This is a genomic window from Methylomonas sp. HW2-6 (assembly GCF_052474525.1).
On record NZ_CP184122.1, the window covers coordinates 144,689 to 165,364 of the forward strand.

22 protein-coding genes and 1 pseudogene are annotated in these 20,676 nt (G+C 50.1%); 9 read left to right on the forward strand and 14 right to left on the reverse strand.

Translation table 11 applies throughout. The features are described 5' to 3' along the window. From mobH to ACH518_RS00795, 8 genes are read left to right on the forward strand one after another with little or no spacing between them, the layout of a single operon-like run. Window positions 1-2,088, forward strand: coding sequence for a MobH family relaxase (mobH, locus tag ACH518_RS00760; RefSeq protein ID WP_445370004.1), 2,088 nt, complete (start codon window positions 1-3; stop codon window positions 2,086-2,088). Next, the gene (traD, locus tag ACH518_RS00765; RefSeq protein ID WP_445370005.1) at window positions 2,088-3,932 is read left to right on the forward strand and encodes a conjugative transfer system coupling protein TraD; all 1,845 of its coding nucleotides are present in this window, start codon (window positions 2,088-2,090) and stop codon (window positions 3,930-3,932) included. The genes mobH and traD overlap by 1 nt, the downstream gene beginning before the upstream one ends. Next, entirely contained in the window at window positions 3,910-4,308 is a 399-nt protein-coding gene (locus ACH518_RS00770; RefSeq protein WP_445370006.1) for a hypothetical protein, read from the forward strand. Before traD ends, ACH518_RS00770 begins: the two co-directional genes overlap by 23 nt. Before the next feature lie 2 nt (window positions 4,309-4,310). Continuing rightward, entirely contained in the window at window positions 4,311-4,943 is a 633-nt protein-coding gene (locus ACH518_RS00775; protein ID WP_445370007.1) for a DUF4400 domain-containing protein, read from the forward strand. 14 nt (window positions 4,944-4,957) lie between these two features. After that, a complete protein-coding gene (locus ACH518_RS00780) occupies window positions 4,958-5,449 on the forward strand; it encodes a thermonuclease family protein (protein ID WP_445370008.1) in 492 nt (163 codons plus the stop codon). After that, a complete protein-coding gene (locus tag ACH518_RS00785; protein ID WP_445370009.1) occupies window positions 5,446-5,808 on the forward strand; it encodes a hypothetical protein in 363 nt (120 codons plus the stop codon). The genes ACH518_RS00780 and ACH518_RS00785 overlap by 4 nt, the downstream gene beginning before the upstream one ends. Window positions 5,809-5,824: 16 nt before the next feature. After that, window positions 5,825-7,237, forward strand: a complete 1,413-nt coding sequence (locus ACH518_RS00790; protein ID WP_445370010.1) for an MBOAT family O-acyltransferase — start codon at window positions 5,825-5,827, stop codon at window positions 7,235-7,237. After that, window positions 7,209-8,246 carry a hypothetical protein gene (locus ACH518_RS00795; RefSeq protein ID WP_445370011.1) on the forward strand — a complete coding sequence of 346 codons (1,038 nt, stop codon included), beginning with the start codon at window positions 7,209-7,211 and terminating at the stop codon, window positions 8,244-8,246. Before ACH518_RS00790 ends, ACH518_RS00795 begins: the two co-directional genes overlap by 29 nt. 184 nt (window positions 8,247-8,430) lie before the next feature. Here the strand turns inward: ACH518_RS00795 and ACH518_RS00800 are convergent, their stop codons facing one another. Then, complete coding sequence (locus ACH518_RS00800; RefSeq protein ID WP_445370012.1) at window positions 8,431-8,847, reverse strand: PIN domain-containing protein; 417 nt, start codon at window positions 8,845-8,847, stop codon at window positions 8,431-8,433. Continuing rightward, complete coding sequence (locus ACH518_RS00805; RefSeq protein WP_064023836.1) at window positions 8,834-9,067, reverse strand: AbrB/MazE/SpoVT family DNA-binding domain-containing protein; 234 nt, start codon at window positions 9,065-9,067, stop codon at window positions 8,834-8,836. The genes ACH518_RS00800 and ACH518_RS00805 overlap by 14 nt, the downstream gene beginning before the upstream one ends. A 248-nt stretch (window positions 9,068-9,315) precedes the next feature. Between ACH518_RS00805 and ACH518_RS00810 the strand changes: the two are divergent. Next, a pseudogene (locus tag ACH518_RS00810) lies at window positions 9,316-9,464 on the forward strand (cold shock domain-containing protein). Window positions 9,465-9,698: 234 nt separating this feature from the next. On the opposite strand, the gene ACH518_RS00815 reads toward ACH518_RS00810, so the two are convergent. The 12 genes from ACH518_RS00815 to ACH518_RS00870 all read right to left on the reverse strand — a co-directional run bounded on the left by ACH518_RS00815 (window position 9,699) and on the right by ACH518_RS00870 (window position 20,605). Further along, on the reverse strand, window positions 9,699-10,163 hold the full coding sequence (locus tag ACH518_RS00815) for a very short patch repair endonuclease (RefSeq protein WP_371928886.1): 465 nt from the start codon (window positions 10,161-10,163) through the stop codon (window positions 9,699-9,701). 9 nt (window positions 10,164-10,172) lie between these two features. After that, window positions 10,173-11,825 (reverse strand): DUF2357 domain-containing protein, encoded by a 1,653-nt coding sequence (locus ACH518_RS00820; protein WP_445370013.1) that lies wholly within the window; start codon window positions 11,823-11,825, stop codon window positions 10,173-10,175. A 3-nt stretch (window positions 11,826-11,828) separates the two neighbouring features. Then, complete coding sequence (locus ACH518_RS00825; RefSeq protein ID WP_445370014.1) at window positions 11,829-13,496, reverse strand: McrB family protein; 1,668 nt, start codon at window positions 13,494-13,496, stop codon at window positions 11,829-11,831. Next, window positions 13,462-14,973 carry a DNA cytosine methyltransferase gene (locus ACH518_RS00830; protein ID WP_256611966.1) on the reverse strand — a complete coding sequence of 504 codons (1,512 nt, stop codon included), beginning with the start codon at window positions 14,971-14,973 and terminating at the stop codon, window positions 13,462-13,464. The genes ACH518_RS00825 and ACH518_RS00830 overlap by 35 nt, the downstream gene beginning before the upstream one ends. A 63-nt stretch (window positions 14,974-15,036) precedes the next feature. Next, complete coding sequence (locus ACH518_RS00835; protein ID WP_445370015.1) at window positions 15,037-15,708, reverse strand: hypothetical protein; 672 nt, start codon at window positions 15,706-15,708, stop codon at window positions 15,037-15,039. Then, window positions 15,671-16,576: a DNA-processing protein DprA gene (locus ACH518_RS00840; protein WP_445370016.1), complete on the reverse strand. Its 906-nt coding sequence runs from the start codon at window positions 16,574-16,576 to the stop codon at window positions 15,671-15,673. Before ACH518_RS00840 ends, ACH518_RS00835 begins: the two co-directional genes overlap by 38 nt. A 7-nt stretch (window positions 16,577-16,583) precedes the next feature. Further along, window positions 16,584-16,823, reverse strand: a complete 240-nt coding sequence (locus tag ACH518_RS00845; RefSeq protein WP_445370017.1) for a hypothetical protein — start codon at window positions 16,821-16,823, stop codon at window positions 16,584-16,586. A gap of 548 nt (window positions 16,824-17,371) precedes the next feature. Beyond that, window positions 17,372-18,499 carry an ImmA/IrrE family metallo-endopeptidase gene (locus ACH518_RS00850; protein WP_445370018.1) on the reverse strand — a complete coding sequence of 376 codons (1,128 nt, stop codon included), beginning with the start codon at window positions 18,497-18,499 and terminating at the stop codon, window positions 17,372-17,374. Continuing rightward, the gene (locus ACH518_RS00855) at window positions 18,496-19,092 is read right to left on the reverse strand and encodes a hypothetical protein (protein WP_445370019.1); all 597 of its coding nucleotides are present in this window, start codon (window positions 19,090-19,092) and stop codon (window positions 18,496-18,498) included. The genes ACH518_RS00850 and ACH518_RS00855 overlap by 4 nt, the downstream gene beginning before the upstream one ends. Window positions 19,093-19,345: 253 nt before the next feature. Continuing rightward, window positions 19,346-20,002, reverse strand: a complete 657-nt coding sequence (locus ACH518_RS00860; protein WP_445370020.1) for a hypothetical protein — start codon at window positions 20,000-20,002, stop codon at window positions 19,346-19,348. A 42-nt stretch (window positions 20,003-20,044) separates the two neighbouring features. Further along, window positions 20,045-20,326 (reverse strand): hypothetical protein, encoded by a 282-nt coding sequence (locus ACH518_RS00865; RefSeq protein WP_445370021.1) that lies wholly within the window; start codon window positions 20,324-20,326, stop codon window positions 20,045-20,047. A 6-nt stretch (window positions 20,327-20,332) separates the two neighbouring features. Further along, window positions 20,333-20,605: a hypothetical protein gene (locus tag ACH518_RS00870; protein ID WP_445370022.1), complete on the reverse strand. Its 273-nt coding sequence runs from the start codon at window positions 20,603-20,605 to the stop codon at window positions 20,333-20,335. Between the last annotated feature and the right edge of the window lie 71 nt (window positions 20,606-20,676).

The window sequence follows — 20,676 nt, forward strand, 5'->3', positions numbered from 1 at the left end:
ATGTTAGCGAAATTGCTCAATACGATATTGCGGATTACTGAACCTGATGAAGAGGTACCTCGATATCCACCATTCGCCAAAGGGCTTCCGGCCATCCCCGCAATTAAAATCCTAGAGTCTCAAGACGAATTAATTAAAAAAATCAAACACTATTTAGGTGTCACCGACCAGGAATATCAAGGGCGGGTATACCCCTTAATATTCAATTACGCGCGATTTGTGCATTTGTTACCTGCGTCGGAAAAGCATCACCACCGCGGCGCCGGCGGGTTATTCCGTCATGGCCTAGAGGTCGGTTTTGAAGCTGTTTATAAATCCCATGGCGTGCTGTACGGCATGGATGAAAACCCAGGTAGACGAAAACAACTGACGCCACGCTGGCGATTGGCGATATTCATTGCCGGTATGTTGCATGATTTAGGCAAGCCGGTCACCGACGTTGAAATTAAATCCGAGGATGGCGCTCATACCTGCAATATAGTGGGGGACGATATTGAAACCTGGGCGAGGAAGCGCAAAATCCAACGGTATTATCTGAGTTGGCGAGTCAACCGGAATGGCGACCATGAAATTGTTTCACCGACTTTAATCAATAAGGTCATCACACCCGAAGTTCAGGAGTATTTAAATGAATACGGGCCGGCTATCTACAAAGAAATGCTGCTCACAATTGCCGGCACCTCACACTACTCAAAGATGTACTCACTGGTAATGGATGCCGACTACCTCAGCGTAGAGAAAGACCTTAAAAATAACTGCATACCCATTGACCCCTCGATAGGCGCACCGATTGAATGGTTCATATTAGACGCCATGCGGCAACAGATTAAAAACGGAGCGTGGACCGATAATGCCAAAGGGGCGGTGGTTTGGAGAATAAAAGAAGGCACCTTTATCGTGTGGAATGAAGCGGCCGATGATATTAGCCGCTTGATCACAAAAAGCAACATTCCTGGAATACCAAGACACCCGGATACGCTAGCCGATATTCTGATCGATCGCAAGCTTGCAGTCCCATACCGCTTGAATCCGCAAACCGTCAGGCGCTACTGGACCATAAAGCCTGGCAGCATGGACCGGCCGCTTAGGGTGCTCAAGTTGGCGGATCCGATGAACGTGTATACCGACGCACTGCCTTTGATCGTCGACGGACATGTGATTCACATCGAGACCGAGACCGACGGTCAATCCGATGCGGTAGCACAGGATGGTGAAGCGGCCGTAACCCCAACAAATCACGATAGCGCGAATTCAACCGACGCGGATCGGGCGAACGCGGAATCTGAACCGGATATACCGTCTGGAGGCGTCGTGGAAATAGAGACATCGATAAAGGCTCAACCAGCAACGCCGCCCTCGGCGCCAACAAATCATTCCCAACCGAGTGCGGCTAGTCCTGCCCCGAACGCAGAGGACAATAGCAAGGCCAATAATCCCGCGGAAACCCAAGCCGCCAGACAGTGGTTGGCCTCAAAACACGCGGCCGGCGCCTTGTTGATGCAAAGTCTTGACGCGATATCCGCGGAATATTTTCAAATTCAACCGAATGGTCGGGTCTTGATGTTGCATCTCAATATCGCAGCGGCATTGGACCAAAAGCCCATCAATATCATCACGACAATAGACGGTGCCGGCATGATCGAAGTCGATCCGCGCAAACCCATGGTCAAGGTTACCGAACTGGGCGGCGTCAAGGGCGTATTGCTGAACAAAGAAACCAGCCGATACCTAACGGTATTGATCCAAAACGCCGAAACGCCGTCTGCTCCCCCAGCACCACCTCAACTCGCTGTCACCGCTCCGGATGCCAGCCGCCCAACACCAAGTCACGGACAATCCCAGGGAGCGCATACAGCGCAACGCAATGCGACCCATGAGATTGAGCAACTCATAAAAGCGATTAAAGCATTCGAACTGCCGCTTGCAGTCGATCAAACGGATGATAGCTTGATCGTCGATATGGTGTTACTGAGAGCATATATCGAGGAACGGCAGTTATTCGAAATTAAACAGTTATTGCGATATGCCTTCGACCGACCGGATATTTCGATCGATAGCACCAATAAAAAATTCATCGTTAAAAAGTAATGAAAGACGAATACGACTATCAATTACCCTGGCGGCCCAATTACGAAATTACGGCCATTGTGGTCTGGATCGCGTTTGGTCTTGTGGCGTATTTGATGTATCGGTTTTCGGGATTACCGAGCGAGCCTTTTACAGGTCTTATGGTGGTGTGCGTCTTCATGGCGGTCAAGCGCGTGCCGGCATCGGCCGGGGTGTGGTATCGAAAACACCGGCTGAATTACTTCAAATTTCAGCGGTTCAATGTCGCCAGTCTGGCCGGTATTGTTCGGCGCCACCCGGATCAATGGTGGTTGGGCTGGGGATTCGAGTGGAACCAAAAGCACGCCCAATTGGCTTACGACATCCAAAAGCGCGATTTAACCGGGTTAATCCCGGTCAATCATGATCGGATGGGGGCGACATGGATCCATGGGCTAGGGTTAACCGAGGATTACATTCGGCAAGCGATCTCGCACAGTGCCGGCCACACCTTGATCGTTGGTACCACTGGTGCCGGAAAGACCCGCTTGTTCGACATCTTGGTGACACAGGCGGTGCTGCGCAACGAAGCCGTGATTATCATCGATCCCAAAGGCGACAAAGATCTGAAATGGTGCGCCGAACGCGCGTGCCGACTTTCGCGGAACCCGGACCGGTTTGTCTATTTCCACCCGGCTTTTCCGGACGAAAGCGTCCGTATCGATCCGTTAAAGAATTTCAACCGCTCGTCCGAGTTGGCCAGCCGAATTGCCGCGGTCAGTCCTGGTGAATCCGGTTCGGATCCGTTCAAGGCCTTTGGGCAAAAAGCCTTGGATAACATCGTCCAAGGCCTGTTTGCGGCCGAAGAACAACCGTCCCTGGTGAAGTTACGGACTTACCTGGAAGGCGGTCCGGTGCCGTTGGTGATTAAGGCCTTGGTGCGATATTTCGACAAGGTGCTCCAATTCGATTGGCGCAGTAGTATCGGAATGAAAAGAATGGATCTGAACGACAAAACTGCGCAGTTGCTGGTCAAATTTTACCGGGAGCGAGTCCAGCAGGAACGGCAGAACACCGACCTGGAGGGGCTGATTTCCATGTTCGAACACGACCGCACGCATTTCAGCAAAATGATCGCCTCCTTATTGCCGCTGATGAATATGCTGACCTCCGGCAGCTTGGGCGCATTGTTGTCGCCGGACCAAAGCGACTCGAACGATACACGGGCAATTACCGACGCGGCCGAAATCATTAAAGGCGCTAAAGTCGCATACATCGGTCTGGATTCCTTATCGGACAGCATGGTCGGCAGTGCTATAGGCTCCATTCTGTTGGCCGATCTGGCGGCTGTCGCCGGCGACCGGTACAACCACGGCGTCGATAACCGGCCGGTCAATATTTTTGTCGACGAAGCGGCCGAAGTGATTAACGACCCGTGCATCCAGCTCTTGAATAAAGGCCGCGGCGCCCAATTCCGGTTGTTTATTGCCACCCAAACCTTTGCGGACTTTTCGGCCCGACTGGGTTCCGAAGCCAAGGCCAGACAAATACTGGCCAACCTCAACAACTTGATCGCGCTCCGGGTGATGGACGCCGAGACCCAGACCTATATCACCGACAACCTGCCCAAAACCCGATTGAAGTACATCATGAGAACTCAGGGAGTTTCTACCCATTCAGCGAATCCAGCGGTATTTTCCGGAAATATCGGCGAGCGATTAATGGAGGAAGAGGGCGACTTATTCGCCCCGCAGTTATTAGGCCAATTGCCTGATCTACATTACATCGCCAAATTGTCTGGCGGCCGCATCGTCAAGGGCCGTCTGCCAATACTGATCTCTGACCTGGACAAGGAAAAAACCCATGCCTCGCAAAAAAATGCGTAAACCAAAACAAACCGCGGAAGAAATCATGCTGAATCGATGGCGCAAATTAAACCCAACCGAGAATCGAGATTTGCAAATACTGGAATTGGATTGGCCGGTTGCGATCGACATTCTCCAAGCGGCGATCAAGATCATGACCGATCATCACCATAAGGCAGATCAGTTGGAGGACGTGATCACGCAACTAATGTCTCAGGTACTGATCGCTTACGCGCAGGCATCCAGGCAGCATCATACGGACGATGCATATCGTCTGCTCCGGACGGTCGAATCGATTCAGCGCTTTTTGCTCCACAGGTATGCAATGGACGTATCGATTGAGGCCTTGGTGACCAACCCCAGGGTTGTCGCCTTGATCCAGCGAGCAGCGGCGTAATTATGACCAAGAGCCTCATTGTCACCTTGATCTTGTGGGCGGCCGAAGTATTTTTGATTGCGGTATTGGTGTCTGACCAATGGTTAACCAATATGCAAGATGCCGAAGACCGGATGATCATCGAATATCTGGGCGCTGACAACGATCGGCGGATTCGGGATGAAGCCAATGCGGTATTCAACTCCATGCTGGTGGAAACCGGGATTCAACGTAACGTGTACCATTTTTTCATCCCCACCGTTGCCGAGCGCGAGAAATCGGTTGGGTTTGAACATTTCGGGCAGACCGATTATTTCCCCCTGGTCCAAAGCAAATTGGACGTGCTATTCGGGACGTTTTACCAATCGTTGCGGCGTTTTTTCTTACTGTTGTCCTGGTGGCCGTTTTTAATCGCCGTCGCCATACCCAGTGCGGTGGACGGCTTGGTGCAACGCAAAATCAAGCAATCCAACTTCGATTATTCCAGCCCGTTGGCGCACCGGTATAGCTTCTACACCGTCATCGGCATTATCTACTTGCTGCTGCTCGGCTTGACCTTCCCATTTCCGATCCCGCCGCAGGCGATGCCGATGGCCTGTGTCGGCATCGCCTTTGCGATGAACGTCTATTTTGCTCACACCCAGAAACGGGTATAACCAGGAGAACCTGTATGAATCCATCCGGACAGACCGGCCGCTTAGTAGTCCTGTTAAGTCTGTTTCTTCTAGCAGGTACCGCTCAGGCACAGAGACTGGTTGGTGTCGTAATAGGCGTGCACGACGGCGACACGCTGACCTTGCTCACCGACGACCGGCAGACCTTAAAAGTGCGCTTGGCCAAGATCGATGCGCCTGAACTCAGTCAAGCCTATGGTCAGGCCGCCAAACACGGACTATCCGACACCACCTACCGCCGCCGAGTTACGGTCGAATATACCCAGCAAGACCGCTACGGCCGCCTTATTGGCCACGTCGACGTGGGCGGTCAGGACGTTAACTTGGCACAAGTAGCCAAGGGCTTGGCCTGGGTGTATCGGCAATACAGCAATGATCCGGTATTTCTTCAAGCCGAGCGCACCGCTCAAGCTAGTCACCTCGGGTTATGGCAAGATCCAAATCCTATTGCCCCTTGGGAATTTAGACACGCCGAGGATGCAAGATGAAGATGGCGAAAGCGAATCCGGCAGACCTCGATATGGCCCTTGAACTGGTGTACGCGTTGGAGGCCATCAGTAGCCGATACGGCGCCACCATGCCCGAGAAAATCGCCAAGCCGCAAGGCGATGAAGACGACACCGAACCCTTTTCTGTTGATGACAGTGAGAATTGCCGGCGTGTGTGCGAATACCTGATTCGCGTGGCACGCAGCGCGTCCTTGTTCCGCGTCGTCATGGGAATGACCGTGTTGCTGGATCCGACAAACAAGGTCGTGGACCCCACCGCCAGCACATTGGAGCATCACCCCGACATGCTAGCCGCACTGGCGGCAATGGCCAAGTCTGCGTCGGACGGTACGGAATAACAGAGGAGACGTCGGCATGCTGTTTACTGCCCCTGAATTCATGTACCTGTTTCTGCCGGCGACCGTGCTGTTGTGGTGGTGGCTCATGTCGCGACACTACGGAGAGATCGCACAATGGTTCATCGTCGGCTGCTCGGTGCTGTTCTATGCAGCATGGAGCGCCGAGTACGCCTTGCTCTTGGTCGTCAACGCCTTACTGAATTTCTATTGGGGCAAACGGATTGCCGTCACTCACTCCAAAATCAGGTTAGTCTTGGGCGTTGTGTACAACCTGGGGCTTCTGGCCTACTTCAAATACGCCGATTTTCTGATCGAGACCAGCAACGCGCTGACCGGTAGCCAATGGCCATTGCTGCAGGTGATCCTGCCGCTCGGAATCTCGTTTTTCACCTTTCAGGCGATTGCCTATTTAGTCGATTGTGCCAAAGGCCGGGTCGACGATTTCGATCTTGGCCGTTTTGCGTTTTCCATTTCGTTTTTTCCGCATCTGATTGCCGGCCCGATCCTGCATTATTCCGACATCATGCCGCAGCTCCGGCAAGGCATCCGCTTCGATCCGGAACGCATGACCAAAGGCTTGTTCCTGTTTGCGGCCGGACTGTCCAAAAAGACCGTGATCGCCGATCGCCTGGCGGCCGTGGTGGATCCCTTGTTTGGACTCAGCGATCAGCTCACCGTGTGCGAGGCCTGGGTAGCGGCCGTGGGGTATGGCTTGCAAATCTACTTCGACTTCTCGGGCTACTGCGACATGGCCATTGGCGTCGGATTGATGTTCGGACTCGTGCTCCCGCAAAACTTCGCTTCGCCGTATCAAGCCGGTACGATCGCCGACTTCTGGAAGCGCTGGCATATCACGCTCTCGCGGTTTCTGCGCGACTATCTGTACATCACGTTAGGCGGTAACAGGCTAGGCTTTTATCGTGGATTGTGGGCCGCGACCATCACGATGCTACTAGGCGGCTTATGGCACGGTGCCGCCTGGACCTTCGTCGCCTGGGGAGCAATGCACGGCGCCATGATCGCGCTTTATCGGCTATGGACCAGGACCGGTTATACGATGCCGGGTTATCTGGCCAAAACCTTGACCTTGCTTGGAGTGTTTTTCGCCTGGGTGCTATTCCGGGCGGCGAGTATTGACCAGGCACTAGACATCTGGCAGGCGATGTTGGGACTCAACGGGATATTGGTGCCGGTCATGTTCGCCGGCTGGTTCGGGTCCGAGACGGTTCCGATATCGGGGCTGGTCAACGGCCTGGACCTGCTCGCCATCGGCTTCCTACTGGCGATTTGTCTACGCTACCGCAATGCACAAGCGCAACTCGACACTTTCACCCCGGATCTGAAGGCACTCGCGACTTTTGCCGGTTTATTCTTCGCCGGCACCTGGCTATCGGCAGCTCATGAAAGCTTCATCTACTGGTCGTTCTAATTTCGGCCATTTCTGGTGTGCCGCTTTGGCCGTGAGCGTGTTGATTGGCGGGGCGATGCCGGTGTGGAATTGGCTGGTGAATCCCTACCAAGTGTTCGATGTCGACCAAGGCATCGGCGAACCTTACACATCCCCGGCGACCAACGAGCGTTACCGCAAAGTGAGCCATCTGTTGAATCAGATATCGGCGCCGGATCCGGAGCAGCCGATTGATTGCCTTCTGGTCGGGTCATCGGTGATGGGCTTGCTCGACCCACGGCTCTTGGCGCAGTATTTCCCTCAAGGCCGGTGTTACAACCTGGCATTCTTGGCGGGGCGGCCGGGTGAGATCCTAGCCACGTTAAAAGCGCTGATCGCGCAAGGACTGCCGCTTAAGCACATCGTCTACGGATTGGAGCCGTTCGCCTTTTCCGACCCGGTAAACGACGGCCCAGCCAATCGATTGCATCCGGTCGTGACCGGCGAATCGCGCTGGAAATTCTATTTGAATTACCTGTTCGAACCCAGCCTTGGCGATGGAATAGGGTATCTGTTCGACGCCTTAAACCACGCCATTTCCGTTAGATACGATATAGACCATACCGGCCGGTATCAGTTGGTCCGGTACGAGACGGAAATACAGAGAAACGAAACTAAATTCGTCAACAGACAATTCGAGCAGGGTAGGGGACCCAAGTCTGTTTCGCCTTGGATAATGACGCGATTCGACGAGTTTAAATCGCTGGTGGAGTTTCTAAATAGCCAACAGATCGAAGCTCATTATTATTTGAACCCGCTACATCCGAGTATTGCGAAAGTCTACGGGACATCGGAATTGGAGGAGTTCAAAACCCGGATTTCGAGTAGAACAGGTGGCCGGAATATTCCCGACTGCTCACTCTTGCTGAGTGAAAACGCGAATATCCGATTTTACGATTACAAGCATTTTCGGGCGACGGAATCGACAACGGTGTTGATTTGTGCGTTAGGAAATGGCTCAAGTCAAAGTCGACAGCAAAGTGGCAGGTGATCGACAGACGTATTTGCACAGTTGAAAAGATAACAGTAAATATCGACTGGACCACGACAGACCAACGGCCCGAAAAACGCGTCATTCGGAGCTGGTAGCTTTTACAGAAACTTCGCTTGCGGCTGAAGCGTCGGTCTAGGAACCCACCGAATCATCTTCCTTTGGGGGAGGCTGCGAAAGCTCTTTAGTTAGGAAGAGAAGATAAAAACGGATTGTTAATGACTAACGAGCCAATAGCTTGACCATGTTGCATGTCTTCCGAATACAATATTGAGCACCCGGCGTCCAGCGCCGCGCTGACAATCATGCTGTCATATAACGAAAAACCAAATTGTTCGGCAATCGCCAAACCTTGTTCGTGGATGCTGACGCTCAAAGCTTGAGTTTCACAGATACTTCGGATAATCGACAAGGTTTCGCGGATTTCGACAAACGTCATCTTCAGCTTGCGCGACGCTACCGACGCAAATTCATTCAGCACCTGCACATTGATTATGCCGCCGAAGGCGATAATCTCTTCGGCGCGGTCTGCTTTTTGATTGTCCTCAGACAGTAAATACAGCAAGACGTTGGTATCGAGAAACGGCTTAGCGGTTTTCATTCGCTTCCAGGCGGTCAAACTTAAAATCAGCGGGTAGGCGCCCACGAAATTGATGCAATTTGGCTAACAACGTCTTTGCCGAAGGTTTTTTCTCTAGTTCAAACACCCGTTCGCCAGCGATATGTACTTCAATGTCATCGCCTTCCTTTAACTCTAACGCTTCTACCACCGTGGCGGGCAAACGAATAGCTAAACTATTACCCCATTTTGCGACTTGCATGTGCCTCTCTCGACTCATTAAAAGATATACATAGCACATTGTATATCCATGAGGCGATGAATGCTATTGCCTCTCATGTTTAACCCTAAGCCGATCATCGAAGTCTGCGGAAACCCCGCCGTTCTGGCGCAAACCAGCCACACATTCCGATTAAAACCGCCAACGGTGTTAACCGGCGTGTAAATTATTCCAATTTTTGATCAAAATGAGCGTCCAACTCTTTCTAGGATGACAAAGGCTTTGGTTTCATTGAACAAATCGCGGTAGAGATGACTTTGCACTCTTTGGTGTGATTCACGGCAGCGGTCGGAAAAGCCTGAAGGAAGGCCAGCGCGCGGCCATGGAAGTGACTTCGAGGCCCAAAGGTCCGCAAGCCGAAAACGTGACCCCTTTATAGTTGTCGAAGCAATGGCTCGGCAAGACGTGAAACCAAATCCTAACTAAGCTATCGTTTTTATTATAGGAAATGCCTAGAAATTGCAATAATTTAACATAATCATTGTTATGCGAAGTCACACTTGTTAGTGCAATTAACGGAACTGGTATTGTCCCGGTGAAAAAATTCAACGCCTCTCCTGCTTCCTCGGCGCCCCTTCTAACGTCCTATAATGTATTTTATAGGACTGGTAACTCAGTCCGATCCGTTTACACCTATTTCTAACAGACTGAATTGCCCGTTCCTGATATAGCTGGCAGCGCGCTCAAAAATATCTGACTCTTCCAACCGTCGTTGGCCACGTAGTGCACATTCCCATATTATAAGTACTCGCCACCCATCGGTTTGCAGAGCTTCTATTGCCCTATGATCGCGCGCACGGTTTGTTTCCAGTTTTTTCTGCCAGAACTCCGGCCTCGTTGCCGGTATCTTCGACAGGCTGCATCCATGTGCGTGCCAGAAGCAGCCATGGACAAAAACCACAGTTCGATGACAAGCCAGCACAAGATCTGGTCGACCGGGTAGTTTCCTGTCATGCAGGCGGAACCTCAACCCTTTTGCATGCAAACCGCGTCGCACAAGCAGTTCCGGGGCAGTATCCCTGCCCCGGATACGACTCATGTTAAGATGCCGTTGTTCTGGGGTAAGGACATCTGCCATACGCTTTTCCTAGACAACTGCGTCGGCTACGATTGTTTTCAGACATACCCTCAGGTCATCCAGGCTCATTCCGGGGCGTAATGTTACGGCACCAAAGCGGAATTTCTCACGATACTGTGGATGGAAAAGCCGTCCAGGCAGTTGTGTGGACTGAAAGTCAGCTCCAAGCTCAGGGATATACGGAGTCAGAAGATATGCCGCCGTAACAATGCCTTCAGTACGGCCGCTTTCGGCCTCCTGTACCAGAGCATCGCGATATGTGTGTATTGAATTCAGGGCATCGTTGAGCCCCTGATTTATCCGGTATTTTGCATCCAGTACAATGAGCCGCGCTCCTGTAATGTCTGTGGCCGGCCGGGTGAAAACAATATCAGGTACCATTGTCCTGCTGAATGATCCCAGATTGCCTGGCTCGATCCAGTATTCCCGATATTTCTTCTGGAAGCACAACATATTACCGCCGCCAACCGGGACCATCACGGCTCCTGCGGCTATCGTTACACTACCTGTATCATCGCTGATAAACAGATTGCTGACATCAATATCTTCTGGCCCATACTCTTCTGCTGCGGCCCTCACCAGACGCAGGAAACACCATAACTCATATAATTCATAAGTTCGCGCAAGGGGCATTTGCAGAAAATCACCAAAGAGAGCGGCCAGTCCAAGATTCATGTCCTGCCATAGACGGTAGAAACGTTGATAGGCAGGATCACGCCGGAAAAGCGATGACATCCTCAATGTTGCCGGCCCCTCTCCTACATCTTTCAAAAACGGTGATGCTGAGGCATTACTGATCTTCCGTGCGATATGGCGCGTTCGAACAGCCCATGTTGCGGCAGTGGTTCTGTTCTCAGGATCGTCAGCCACTGCTGTACGATCTAATATATCAGCAACGTTCATCAGCCATGCAGCCCAGGACCGAAGGCATGCCTTGATCTGGCGATGCTCTGGGATGTCAACGCTGTTGCGTCGCTTCCGGAGCGAAATTTTTGCCGGCAATCTTCCACACAATGCCACAGGCAACCGGGATGGACTTGATGTTTCGGAAAGAATATGTCCGGAACGAAAAGATTTAATTATTTCCGGTCCTGTGGCCCTGGTAGCTTTGTGGGCCAGCACCGTAACTTCCTCGGCGCGCAGAAAATGTCGTGGTGACCGATCGATTGCAGCCACAGTTTCGGTGATTTCATTCGCTCTTGATCTGAGAAATTCAAGCCGTGCAAGTGCTGGTGGCCGGCTGCCGGACTGACGCGCAATGCTCTTGCGGAACGCGCTCAGTGAGAACAATGCAAAAGTATCCTCCAGCAGTTCACGCACCATTCTGTCGAAACTGGTTCGTGTGAGCTTGCGAAGATCGGGATCAGTTATGATCTCAAAACGACGGGATGACACAGCCGGAATACGGAGTACAGCCTCCACTGTCCCTGCATGAAATCCAGGAGTCCAGCGCCACCTGGCTACACGTGGTTGACGTGATCGCAGCGCTTCCGCTGGTATGTCATCAATCAGAAGGTCGGCGTCCAGGGTGTTATCACTGTCACGCAGCTCGAAAAGATAGGAACGGGTTTCTTGGATAATGCCAGGCGGGATTGCGTCCTGTTCAGGCCAGACCTGCCAGGATGGTCCGCCGGCTTCCGCCTGAATAAAGAGAGCCTCCATGGCTCACCGCATCGCCTGGAATGAGCCGAACTCATCAAGATCGCTCAGCAGTCGCAGTATAAGCGCATTTGCACGCGGCAGATGTTTACAGGCCTTTTCGATACCGGTCAGCAGCGGCCGCTGACGCTCAGCGCCACGTAGTTTTACTAGGACCTTCTGCATCAGAAGGTCATCGGTCACAGTGTCGGCATCCTGTTCCAGATGTCTGGCATTGAATGCGTGATAGTGAATGAACTCTTCCACTACCCGATAACCGAAGCCAACACCATATTGCGCCATAATGCCATGAATTTCCGTGAGCTTTGCTTCGCAAATGTCACTTGCTTCCTTCAGTTCCGGTGCTCTTGCAACAAGATCGGCCAGAAACCCTGGCACGTCAACTGCCGACATGTCGATTACTGACGCGCGGTCAAGTACCTTATCGCTAACAGGGTTTGTCGTTTCATCAATATTGATCGTGCCGACAATGAACAGATTGGATGGTAGCGGCAGTTCGGCACGGATACTGGTTCCGGTAGTGCCTTCAAGTGGAACACTGTTTGAATGAAGCTGAAGTGCACTACCAGTTTCAATGCAGGACAGAACGTCAGACAGGTAATATTCGACCCGTGCGAGATTCAATTCATCAAGAATTACAAAGACCGGCGAATCCCGATGCGCTGTTGCGACCAGGACCGCTTCAAGAAATGTTGGGACGACATAACGGTTCGAAAGCACATCGTAATATCCTGTAAGCCCTGTCGGATCGGTCCACTCTGGCCTGACCGGGCACACAAACAGGAACGGGTCAGCAGCCTCTGATGACGTAATGCCATGAACGGCACGTGCATATTTCAGCGCTAGCTGCGTCTTGCCTGTCCCGGACAGACCGGAAAGGATAACAAAATGTTTATGACTTAGAAAATTCAGTGCCGCATGCAGGCGGCGTACTTCGCCATTCGTATAGTAGCCACCCAGTCCTGCAACACCGGATTCCAGTTCGCTGATTTCAATTGTATGCGGCATGCGCCGCATCTCTGGTCTGACTATTGCCGTATCGGTCCATACGGCCAGCTCATGAATTTTCTCCCGACCGATCAGACTTCCCAGCCAGCCGATAAACTCACGAGCAAGAAGACTTCGCCTTGCGGATGCCGTTGGAGGATATAACGCAACAACGATTTCATCAGGCTCTGCTGCTGGACCAAACGGAGTAAGATCAATCGCCAGGCTGTTCCAGAATCCTTTATTTCTTAACCACAGACGGCCATCACTGGCTATATAAATAGGTGTCAGATTATTGCGGGCACTGTACTTCATCACTGATTCAGCCTCTGTGTCCTCTTCGCCAGATTCGGCTCCAGAGTCTACAGTCTCACTGGCCGTTTTGGCAGCGGCGCCTAGTTTTTTCATCTCAGCGAGACGCGCCAATAGCGTGGCTTTGTCTTTCCGCACCAGAACTGCAAAATACACTTCATCTTCTGGTGGGAATTTCATTACGCATGCGAATATAAAAGCCTCTGCATCGTCTCTCGCACTTTCGAGATTGACAACGCCGATCTGCATGCCTCCTTCGACAATTTTAGCGCTATTGGAAACGCCGAACAGCTTGTTGGGACGCGTTGCTTTCGAGGTTCCGAAGTATTTCTGAATCTCTTCAATAAACTGCTGTTGTCTCTCGACGAGTTTCATCCATCCTCTCTTTTGATTCTTTTGTGAGTGCCTTCATGATCTGAAGGCCAATTGCTTTTGCCATGAGTGGCGGAACCGCATTTCCGATCTGACGGAATGCCGGATTCATCGTGCCACAGAACATAAATCCATCAGGGAATGACTGTAGCCGCGCCGCCTCACGAACTGATATTGTGCGAGCCTGGCTGCTGTCATAATGAATATGACTATAGCTGTCTTTACCCAGATGAGCCATCAAGGTACGAGCCGGCTGGTCACGCCACATCTTTCGCCACTTATTCGGAAACTTCCCGACGTCGTAGGGCGGAACAATCGATGCTTTAATACGCTGATACTCAGAGGAACCGTTTCGAACTTTTATTCCTTGATTAATAAGTTCTGCTATACGTTCTTCAAACATATCAAGAGCATGTCTGTAGGCTTCAGGATACTGGTCACCAGCATTCATTCTGGCAAACAGATCGTAATCACGAGGAAGATAGCGAATCACATGATCGGTAAGGAATTCCGGAGCCTTAAAGCCTGGCCATCTGCGCATTAGCCTGGTATAAGCATTGGAAGGTGCCGCACTATAAGGCATCGGATCATCGAAGCGCCTGGCACCGCGTCGCAAGGCACCTGATTTTATCAGTTCCCTGGCATATATCGGAGGAAGGTCACCAAGGGCATCTCCGGCTGTTACCGCCGGTTTCAGACTGCGATTCGGTCTGGGAGGCTCAACATATGAATGAGCATCACCTGGCTGACGATCATCAAGAAATTTAAGCGCGACGGACCGCGATCCTTCATAGCCTGGTGGCAGATCGATCCAGTGTGTTGGCTCAGGAAAATTTACCTCTGTCGCAATCTCCTGATGATACGCAATCAGAAACATACGTTCGCGCATCTGCGGCACACCATAGAACGCAGCATTCAACAGTGTGTAGCCGCACACATATCCTCTCTGTTGCAATGCCTCGCATATTTCTTCGGCGATATTTTGTCCGCCGTGGTTCAGTACATCAGGAACGTTTTCTACCAGTACCGCCAATGGCGCACAGGCTTCAACGTAACGCAGATAATCGATATAAAGTCGCGCACGTGGATCATGTTTGAAGGCTTCCGGATGTTCGTCAATCTCACGCAATTTGGAACGACCGACACGTGCAAATGCCTGGCACGGAGGCCCACCAATAAGGACATCAAAGGCATCCGAGCTTTTGCATCCAAGATCAAGCTCACGCACTAATTCGTCAGGGCTGGTACTGGTTATGTCCCGCGCCATAGAATGAGCTGCATCTTTTCCGTGAAAATTGAGGCCATGTGATGCAGCAGCATAAGGATCGTTTTCAATGGCGGCAGCAATTACAAATCCTGCTGCATTGAATCCTACAGAAAGGCCTCCACAACCAGAAAAGAGATCAAGGACACGCGGCTTACCGCCTGTATTAATGCGGGTGATTTTCTGCCGGATCGCCCGGATATTCACAGATGTCATTTTCTCGAATCCGTGTTGTGTGACAAAGCCATAATTTTTATACAATTCATTGCTGATTCAGGATTATTCTATATTTCCAAAAATATCGTTGAAGTCCATCGTTCCCCGCGCCCTCCTCGCTATAAAGACCCCGATAATACGAACTCCAGGGAATGTTTTCTGTATCAGAGATTGAGCTGCTTTGAAATGCGAGCCAGTTGTCAGTACGTCATCGAATACAGCAATGAGCTGTGGTTGCGGGGTGACAAGGGACTGATCAATCTCGTAAAGATTTTCAAGGTCTTCTGGCCTGGGTCTGCTATCACTGTCATGCGCGGCCAGCGTGCTTGTGTTTTGAACAATCAATTCGCGGATATCGAGGGGCGGCAAGGGTCTGATCAATTTCAGCATCCGAAGCAGACGATCATCATAGAGAGGATCATCTTTTGCCTTGGAAGGTGGGATTGGAACCAGTGTTACGTTGTTCAAGGCTTCGGGATTGATGGAATTCCTTAATGCTATCGCGCTCTGTTGGATAGCGAGGTCTTTATATCGCCATTGGGTTGTACCGCGTTTATCAACCGATTTTTTGAAATTGATGATCAGGCTGTTAGTGGCACTGAACGCATACCCTTCCCTTGCCGTATATTCACCAAGAAAATAACAGGTGTCGTCAGCAGTAAGGTAATAGTGATCCGGCCGCGTCAGATCATCGATTTCAGTCAGTCTTTGTGGAAAGGTGCTGTTTGATGTCATTGTAATCCTTTACCCGAATAGCACCTTGTTCAGCGTATTTTTGCGGCCATGTCAGCGTCTTGTTCTGAAAACAGCTATCGAGAATGAATAGTTTTCTGCCTTGTTTCAACGCGGCCCGCGCCTGAATCAAGGTTCCGGATGTTTCTCCCGCTTCGACAATGATGGTAGCTTCTGTCAGCGCCGACATCGTGATGTTTCGTTCCGGGAAAAATGTCCTGTTAGAGCGATAATCCTGATTTTCATAGCGCCGCAAAGGTACCTGGCTGATGAGGAGAAACTTCTCAGCAATAAGACGTTGCAGATCAGCATTCTCTTTCGGGTAATTGTGTGTCAGTGGCGTTCCGATCACGGCTATAGTGCGGCCGTTAGCATTTATAGCTGTGGTGTGAGCCTCGGTATCAATGCCCATTGCCAGGCCGGACACGATTGTGAATTCGTCTTCTACCAGATGGCGGACCAGCTTACGGGTTCTTGCCAAGCCTTCTTTTGTTGGTTTGCGGGTACCAACAACTGCAACGCTGCGGGATTGTACTAAATCCCACCAGCCCTGGTAATACAACAATTCAATCGGATAGACGGCATCACGAAGTTTTTCAGGGTATTCTCCAGCACCATGAACGCGAACCCCAAAGCTCTTGATCATGGCATTCTGAAAACGCTTCATGACAAAATCAGCATATTCAATGGCCTTGGGTGCAGGGACAAAATCTGAAGGCACAGCGCCGGGAGCTGCTGAGAATTTCTCAGAAATAGTTTTGAAGGTTGCGCCTTTCTCATCCCACAGCGCTTCATAAGCGCCCATTTCCCTGAGTGGTGAAATTGCGCCTGCTCCAAAATCTGTGAAGTTCAGAGCCATCCCTGAAATCATGACTGCTTCATTGTGTTGTTTTCCCCTTTTTTTCCCAGTCTTCCAACATTTCCGATAAAAGCTCTATCAGTTTCATATCAGCATTCAATGCTGCCTGCTGGTATCTTTTTTTGAATTCTTTCGTTACTTTGAAACTGAGTGGTACAAGCGGTTGGCGTCCGTCTGTATTTTCAGAATCCACCAATGCCTGAGTTGGACTGTTTTCCGGTGTATCCGAGCTTTCGTCAGTTGAAACTTTATTCAACAAGGTCGTCTCCTGGTATTCGATATGGCGGCGCATCAATTTGTAAAAATCCTGAAATATAGAATAGCGGAATTACGGGAATCCATCAACAGAGTCCTTTGAAATTTCTCTGTTCTGAAAGGCTATAGCAAAGCAAGCCTTCGGTTAAGGGTCGCCTAGGTGGTCGAGTAGAGCGTGGGAATCACACGCTCTCACGCAACGACATGTGAATCTCTCGACTCATACCGCTCCTATCGTTCGGTCGTAGCTTGAAGGGTCATGCGCCAATGAACAAAAAGCTGAGTCTGATGCCGAGCTTGCAAAACAGCTTACAACTTTTCCACTGTGAGCCTGTGTTTTGCCAGCCACAATACAGAATAACGCGTGCCAGCTATTCATACGCAATGCTAACACTGGCAAACATGGCCGATTTTAATGGTAAATTTTTTATGCCGTTTTGCAGAATGGTTGTTATTTAAATAAAGTAGGCTACGAATTGCATACCCTACTTGGCTACCGCATGTAGATTTTCTGCCTCACGATTGAGGCCGAGAAAATTAACATTTTGATACTTACGATTCACAATGTTGTTTAGCTTTTCCAGCTATTTGGCCAAAAAGATTAACAACGTTCTCCGCACTCACCGTTTCCTGTACGCCTAACAATTGATCAAGCAATTTCGGTTTTATGAACATTTCCCGTGCAATGGCGCTACGCGGCATACCACATTGCTGTTCAAGCACTAGTAAACCATCGTAAACAATCTCAGGTACCTCCGGAACAATTGCATCATCTTCATCTTCCTTAATTGCCTGACTGTGCCGGCGTAAATAAATAACACCAGACCTGTATTGATCTTCGGAAAACACACCCAATTGCCGACCTCGGTACAAAATGGCAGCTTTGGAAACCTTCCACTTTAGCTTGATATCGGACATCGCAGACCAGCTAAAACGACTGCCCCTAAACGCCTGCTGACATTCTTTAATGAAGTAAGCTCTTGGCATTAAAAAAGCACTCGCAAACCGGTTAGCTTGGCTTTCTGTCAAACGGTCGCCGGTTTGAACACCGACATGCATCGTTAAATGCCCAATCTCGTGAGCGATGCCGAACCGGATTCTGCAAGCCGATTTGCCTTCCGCATTCAGCGTAATCACCGGCCTTCGCGTTGCAAAAGAAATCGCATCGATTTCGTTGGACAACCCGTCCATATGCATCAACACTGCGCCGGCATTCTCAGCCACCCTGATCATATTAGCAATGGGCCCTAGCCCTAATCCCCACTTGGCACGGCACGCATCGGCAACTTTCTCGATGTCTTCCGGAGTAGCAGGCTCCTCATGCAGAAAGCCGTAGGTCGGAAAATCCAGATTCCGGTCCAAGACAGATACCAGCCGCTTAAACATCTCGCCTTTTGCACGGGCAACCTGCCGTAAAGCCACCTTCGTTGTCAGTTGCTTACGAAAATGGCACTGTTCGTCGGCAATCGGCATTGCATCCAACGCCGTAAAAAAGCCCGGCAATACATCCAAAGCTTCCGCTAAGCTCAGTGCCAGACCTTCAGTCGGCTGTTCAATTCCGGACTCTAACCGACTCAAATATTGTCGGGATTTACCGACCGCATCAGCCAATTCCTGTAACGAAAGTTCATTGAATAGCCTGGCCAGCCGAAGGTTTTGAGACAAAAACTCCGCGCTCATTTCTCCCCGGCCTGATCGACATCGCCATCGGTCGATGGACGTTTAGGCGTAACGGCAGGCTTGCCGATTTCAACCGCATTCGGCGTAACAACCGGAGCAACGCTATGCAACGTAGTGACAGTATCAGATTTCCATTCACATTTAATGACATCGGCCGCATCGAAACCCAAAAAGACCACTCTGGGTTCCTGGTCGTCGTTATAACCTTTGTCTAAAATAAAACAGAACCGGCACGGCTCGTCGTTTGCCGTTTCATCAATCATCGATTGTTGATAACGGTTAGGAATCAGCGTTGCGTTCTTTTTGGGATTATTAGGATTATCAGTGCTAAAGCGGCACGGAACAGAGCCGATCTTAAAAACCAGATCGTTTGCGCTGTTTGAAAGCTCCAACCAAGGATATTTCTGCGATATAACTAAATCGATAATTCTCTTCCTCTGACGGCCAAATGCAGTGCAGCCCCAGGTATAAGGACCATCATAGTCGGAATTAAGATCGTCCAGCGTTTTGTTGTATTCCTCTAACAGAATGCCGGCAATGATATTAAGGCGTTCGTTGGTTAAGTCGGGTTTATAGTGTATAGGAAGTTTCATCGGGCACCTTTTGTGCAAATTTCCAATTTTGTCAACCTAATGATTGTGCAAAATCGCGCTTTTGTCAACTAGGTGTGTTTCGAAGGATAAGATGTGGTACGAATCGCATCTTTCTCGTTTAATGCTTATCGCTTTCGCTCAACGCGTTCTACGCCCCTAAGAGGCTGTTTGGAAATTATCAAACCAAGTCGCGTCTGGCGTGGCCTCTGACCATAAACGCAATTTAACAACTAAAAAACCCCAAAGCCTTGCCCTATATGGCCTGGCTTCGGAGTTTCCAAACAGCCTCTAAGATATGCGCATACTTCTTTACTTGGGTAGCCGATAACGCTGGTTTGATCTTATGCAGATCCTCCTGCGACATTTGATGAAGCTCTCTTTGCTCAGAATAAGAACGCAAGGAGACTTTATACCGCTTGGCTGTGTAAGGAATGTTATAGAACTCCATGCGCCGAAAGAGAAACAGGAGTTCTCGCGGCGAAATACCGCTTCCGGCCTTCAGGTACCTTGCCTTCGACTCAATATTCCCGCGGTACTCCTTATCCTTGAGCCAAAGCTCTCGCAGCGGTTCAAGCATGATTTCCGTCAACTTTTTTCGAAGCGCATCCTCCAAATAGAACTTACGTTCGTCAGGGTCCGTAACTTCTTGCCCAAGAGCGTCGTGAATATTGATTTCCGAAAACTTGAGAATGCAGCTCGAACCGACAAGCAGACGATTGTCGTTCAAAGTATTACGAATCTCGAAGTGGTGTGAAAGATCGGGATGCTCGCAAAGCTCGCACTCGATGTCTTCGTCATCGTAGTCAAACACGTTTCCGGTAAAGAGCCACTCCCGTAACGCCTCAGTAAACGACGTAGACTTACTCAGCGGAACGAGGTTACGTTGCGATGCATCCAGCCAGTGGTTCATGAAATCTAATTAAAATTCAGACATCTTACGCGGGCTGGGCGTTTAGCGCTCGGGGTCGATATAAATCCCGACATTTGATGGGACACTCAGGGATAGATTAAATTCAGACTTCTCCCATGGCGTAGGAATACAGTCCTTCGGAGCCGAGATTTCCAAATAAACTGGCAGTTGTTGATGCCTTAACGACCCTATGTTTCGATTCGGTCCGCCTAGCTCGCCCCAGAATGCGACCATATTATTTGAAGAGGTTCGGCATTTCAGCCATACCACCTCTTTATCGATAGAATATCCATCATCAACAATTTCAGTGATGCACAGTTCCATTCTTGTTTACCAATTTGCCTTGATCCAATCTTTAACACCTTTTTGTGTTTGAATATCAGAAGGAAGTTCGTTTTTAATCATTTTTTCCATTTTGTGTGCAGAAGCCAATTTTTTAAAGCCCCATATTTCGGCAAGTTTATTAATTAAATAAAGTACTTCGTATCCCTCATTACGGCTAAATCGTGTACTGTCAGGTTCACCAGTAACTTTAGGGTTGTCACCAGGAATAGCAGTCCAGCTATATCTGTAATTGAGTTCAGATTTATTTATAAGTGGCATTTTTCTTTCTCTTTTTGCTGATAATTAAATTCTGATATTACAAGTACCATAAAAGGTACGCGATAGCGCAT

What these genes read in the sequence shown, in the direction of transcription:
- mobH (WP_445370004.1), top strand. Translation starts at nt 1, where the DNA reads ATGTTAGCGAAATTGCTCAATACGATATTGCGGATTACTGAACCTGAT.
- traD (WP_445370005.1), top strand. Translation starts at nt 2,088, where the DNA reads ATGAAAGACGAATACGACTATCAATTACCCTGGCGGCCCAATTACGAA.
- ACH518_RS00770 (WP_445370006.1), top strand. Translation starts at nt 3,910, where the DNA reads ATGCCTCGCAAAAAAATGCGTAAACCAAAACAAACCGCGGAAGAAATC.
- ACH518_RS00775 (WP_445370007.1), top strand. Translation starts at nt 4,311, where the DNA reads ATGACCAAGAGCCTCATTGTCACCTTGATCTTGTGGGCGGCCGAAGTA.
- ACH518_RS00780 (WP_445370008.1), top strand. Translation starts at nt 4,958, where the DNA reads ATGAATCCATCCGGACAGACCGGCCGCTTAGTAGTCCTGTTAAGTCTG.
- ACH518_RS00785 (WP_445370009.1), top strand. Translation starts at nt 5,446, where the DNA reads ATGAAGATGGCGAAAGCGAATCCGGCAGACCTCGATATGGCCCTTGAA.
- ACH518_RS00790 (WP_445370010.1), top strand. Translation starts at nt 5,825, where the DNA reads ATGCTGTTTACTGCCCCTGAATTCATGTACCTGTTTCTGCCGGCGACC.
- ACH518_RS00795 (WP_445370011.1), top strand. Translation starts at nt 7,209, where the DNA reads ATGAAAGCTTCATCTACTGGTCGTTCTAATTTCGGCCATTTCTGGTGT.
- ACH518_RS00800 (WP_445370012.1), bottom strand. Translation starts at nt 8,847, where the DNA reads ATGAAAACCGCTAAGCCGTTTCTCGATACCAACGTCTTGCTGTATTTA.
- ACH518_RS00805 (WP_064023836.1), bottom strand. Translation starts at nt 9,067, where the DNA reads ATGCAAGTCGCAAAATGGGGTAATAGTTTAGCTATTCGTTTGCCCGCC.
- ACH518_RS00815 (WP_371928886.1), bottom strand. Translation starts at nt 10,163, where the DNA reads ATGGCAGATGTCCTTACCCCAGAACAACGGCATCTTAACATGAGTCGT.
- ACH518_RS00820 (WP_445370013.1), bottom strand. Translation starts at nt 11,825, where the DNA reads ATGGAGGCTCTCTTTATTCAGGCGGAAGCCGGCGGACCATCCTGGCAG.
- ACH518_RS00825 (WP_445370014.1), bottom strand. Translation starts at nt 13,496, where the DNA reads ATGAAACTCGTCGAGAGACAACAGCAGTTTATTGAAGAGATTCAGAAA.
- ACH518_RS00830 (WP_256611966.1), bottom strand. Translation starts at nt 14,973, where the DNA reads ATGACATCTGTGAATATCCGGGCGATCCGGCAGAAAATCACCCGCATT.
- ACH518_RS00835 (WP_445370015.1), bottom strand. Translation starts at nt 15,708, where the DNA reads ATGACATCAAACAGCACCTTTCCACAAAGACTGACTGAAATCGATGAT.
- ACH518_RS00840 (WP_445370016.1), bottom strand. Translation starts at nt 16,576, where the DNA reads ATGATTTCAGGGATGGCTCTGAACTTCACAGATTTTGGAGCAGGCGCA.
- ACH518_RS00850 (WP_445370018.1), bottom strand. Translation starts at nt 18,499, where the DNA reads ATGAGCGCGGAGTTTTTGTCTCAAAACCTTCGGCTGGCCAGGCTATTC.
- ACH518_RS00855 (WP_445370019.1), bottom strand. Translation starts at nt 19,092, where the DNA reads ATGAAACTTCCTATACACTATAAACCCGACTTAACCAACGAACGCCTT.
- ACH518_RS00860 (WP_445370020.1), bottom strand. Translation starts at nt 20,002, where the DNA reads ATGAACCACTGGCTGGATGCATCGCAACGTAACCTCGTTCCGCTGAGT.
- ACH518_RS00865 (WP_445370021.1), bottom strand. Translation starts at nt 20,326, where the DNA reads ATGGAACTGTGCATCACTGAAATTGTTGATGATGGATATTCTATCGAT.
- ACH518_RS00870 (WP_445370022.1), bottom strand. Translation starts at nt 20,605, where the DNA reads ATGCCACTTATAAATAAATCTGAACTCAATTACAGATATAGCTGGACT.